At 42.8% G+C, this 2687-nt stretch carries 4 protein-coding genes; all 4 read right to left on the bottom strand.

Annotated elements, in window-relative coordinates; translation table 11 throughout:
• Nucleotides 1–148 precede the first annotated feature (148 nt).
• Complete coding sequence (rplA, locus tag L2755_RS21850) at nt 149–850, bottom strand: 50S ribosomal protein L1 (RefSeq protein WP_248982743.1); 702 nt, start codon at nt 848–850, stop codon at nt 149–151.
• A gap of 4 nt (nt 851–854) precedes the next feature.
• On the bottom strand, nt 855–1283 hold the full coding sequence (gene rplK, locus L2755_RS21845; RefSeq protein WP_011863956.1) for a 50S ribosomal protein L11: 429 nt from the start codon (nt 1281–1283) through the stop codon (nt 855–857).
• A gap of 127 nt (nt 1284–1410) precedes the next feature.
• Nucleotides 1411–1962: a transcription termination/antitermination protein NusG gene (gene nusG, locus L2755_RS21840; RefSeq protein WP_248982742.1), complete on the bottom strand. Its 552-nt coding sequence runs from the start codon at nt 1960–1962 to the stop codon at nt 1411–1413.
• Nucleotides 1963–1971: 9 nt separating this feature from the next.
• Nucleotides 1972–2343, bottom strand: coding sequence for a preprotein translocase subunit SecE (gene secE, locus L2755_RS21835; RefSeq protein WP_248982741.1), 372 nt, complete (start codon nt 2341–2343; stop codon nt 1972–1974).
• Nucleotides 2344–2687 lie beyond the last annotated feature (344 nt).

The following is a 2687-nucleotide window of genomic DNA, read 5'->3' as shown; positions in this document are numbered from 1 at the left end:
GACACCGTCTACGTAGGAGATTAAGTTAGTTATTCAACTAACACCTACGGTCTTGGACGGAGACTAATTTCCAATCAATAAAGATTAGATCAAAGTCTCAACCCTACAAAGTGCGCGCATTATAGACTAATACGCGAGCTTTGTAAATTTACTTACCGTCGTCCAGAGTACTCTGGTCAATAGTAACACCAGCACCCATGGTGCTAGAGATAGTGATTTTCTTAAGGAAAACACCTTTAGCAGCTGCTGGCTTGGCTTTTTTAAGAGCAACAAGTAGAGCTTCTAAGTTTTCTTTAAGTTGAGCTGGTTCAAAATCCACTTTACCGATAGTAGTGTGGATGATGCCGTTCTTATCGTTACGATAGCGAACTTGACCAGCTTTAGCGTTCTTAACTGCTTCAGCAACGTTTGGCGTTACAGTACCAGTTTTAGGGTTAGGCATAAGACCACGTGGGCCTAAGATTTGACCTAACTGACCAACAACGCGCATTGCATCTGGAGATGCGATAACGACGTCAAAGTTCATTTCGCCAGCTTTAACTTGTGCAGCAAGCTCGTCCATACCGACTAGCTCAGCACCCGCAGCAAGAGCAGCTTCAGCGTTTGCACCTTGAGTAAATACAGCGACACGTACGTCACGACCAGTACCGTGTGGTAGCACAGTAGCGCCACGAACGTTTTGGTCAGATTTACGTGGATCAACACCAAGGTTTACAGCTACGTCAACACTTTCTAGGAACTTAGCAGTAGCAAATTCCTTAATTAGTGCAACAGCTTCATTGATGTCGTAGTTCTTAGTTACTTCAACTTTTTCGCGGATCAAGCGAGCGCGTTTAGTTAGTTTTGCCATTATATTAGTCCTCTACTACCAAACCCATTGAACGCGCAGTACCTTCAATTGAGCGAGTCATCGCTTCAATATCAGCACCAGTCATATCAGCGGCTTTAGTCTCAGCAATTTCCTGGACAGCGCTACGCTTGATAGTTCCCACTTTTTCAGTGTTAGGACGGCCAGAACCAGACTTCAAACCCGCTGCTTTAAGCAGTAGGAAAGATGCAGGTGGCGTCTTTGTTTCGAAAGTGAAAGAGCGATCAGTATATACAGTGATAACGACTGGAATTGGCATACCTTTCTCGAACTTTTCAGTACGAGCATTGAATGCTTTACAGAATTCCATGATGTTAACGCCTTTCTGACCCAATGCTGGGCCTACTGGTGGCGACGGGTTTGCAGCACCGGCTGCAACTTGCAGTTTGATGTAACCATCAACTTTCTTTGCCATGAGACATTTTCCTCAAGTTTGGGTTCAAACGCCATCAACACTATGTTGAAAAGCTCCCCGAAAAATATGGGTGCGAATTATATATAAATTCGCACCCATTTCCAATTAATATTTGTGCTTTATTTAATCAGCTTTTTTCAATCTGACTAAAATCAAGTTCTACAGGTGTTGAGCGACCGAAGATCATCACAGAAACCTTAACGCGGTTCTTCTCATAATCCACCTCTTCAACGGTACCGTTGAAGTCAGCAAAAGGTCCGTCAGTAACGCGAACAACTTCACCGGGCTCAAACATAACGCGATGTGTTGGAGACTCAGTAGTGTCCTGCAGTCGTTGCAGAATGGCATCAGCTTCTTTATCAGAAATTGGTGCTGGACGATCTGATGTACCGCCAATGAAGCCCATCACACGCGGGATGCTTTTCACTAGGTGCCAACTTTCGTCATTCATTTCCATCTGAACTAATACATAGCCCGGGAAAAATTTACGTTCGCTCTTACGACGTTGGCCTGCACGCATTTCAATGACTTCTTCAGTAGGTACTAGTACCTCACCGAAGTATTCTTCCATGTTGTGCATTTGGATATATTCATGCAAAGACTTGCAAACACGGCCTTCATAGCCTGAAAACGCTTGTACTACATACCATCTTTTTTTAGCTTCAGTTGCTTCAGTCATTCGAGATGCCTATACGCCTGTAATAAAATTAACAATTCTAAGCAATACTGCATCCATGCCCCAAAGGATTAATCCTAAAATGGCTGTTGCAGCTAATACAATAAAAGTTGTATTAAGTGCTTCTTGACGCGTAGGCCAAACCACTTTACGAACTTCAATCTGTGATTCGCGAGCAAACGTTAATGCTTGCTTGCCTTTCTCTGTTTGCGACGCAATAAGACCAGCAATAGCAAAAGCGATTACAACACTTATAGCGCGTACTAACACACTTGCTTCAGCGAAATAATGATTGCCAATAATAGCAGAAGCCAACAAAATCGCGACTAGGCCCCACTTTATAATATCCAGAGAATTACCCTGGCTTTCAGTATTTGTTGTCATCGGTTAATTCCGTTACTCACTACGTTCTGAGACTATTGATACTATAAACATAGCACTTTGCTCAGTGAAAAAATCAGCCTGGCTTTCAATCCAAACTGACGACGGCTCAATACACTCACTAAAAGTATATCCAGCGAGTCAAAAATCGGTCATAGATTGTATTCTTATTCCACGTATTTGGCAAGAATACAAAGCCCAGCTTAGCTAACAAAATTAGTACTGGTCCAAATGGAAATAAAAAAGGCAGCCTAAGCTGCCTTTTTTTGATATTGAGTTAAGACTCGTCGCTATTAAGCAATAATCTTAGCTACAACACCAGCACCAACAGTACGACCACCTTCACG

The organism is Shewanella abyssi, from assembly GCF_023284025.1.
GTDB classification, from domain to species: Bacteria; Pseudomonadota; Gammaproteobacteria; order Enterobacterales; family Shewanellaceae; genus Shewanella; species Shewanella abyssi.
This window is presented reverse-complemented; position numbering and strand designations above follow the sequence as displayed.

What these genes read in the sequence shown, in the direction of transcription:
- rplA (WP_248982743.1), bottom strand. Translation starts at nt 850, where the DNA reads ATGGCAAAACTAACTAAACGCGCTCGCTTGATCCGCGAAAAAGTTGAA.
- secE (WP_248982741.1), bottom strand. Translation starts at nt 2,343, where the DNA reads ATGACAACAAATACTGAAAGCCAGGGTAATTCTCTGGATATTATAAAG.
- nusG (WP_248982742.1), bottom strand. Translation starts at nt 1,962, where the DNA reads ATGACTGAAGCAACTGAAGCTAAAAAAAGATGGTATGTAGTACAAGCG.
- rplK (WP_011863956.1), bottom strand. Translation starts at nt 1,283, where the DNA reads ATGGCAAAGAAAGTTGATGGTTACATCAAACTGCAAGTTGCAGCCGGT.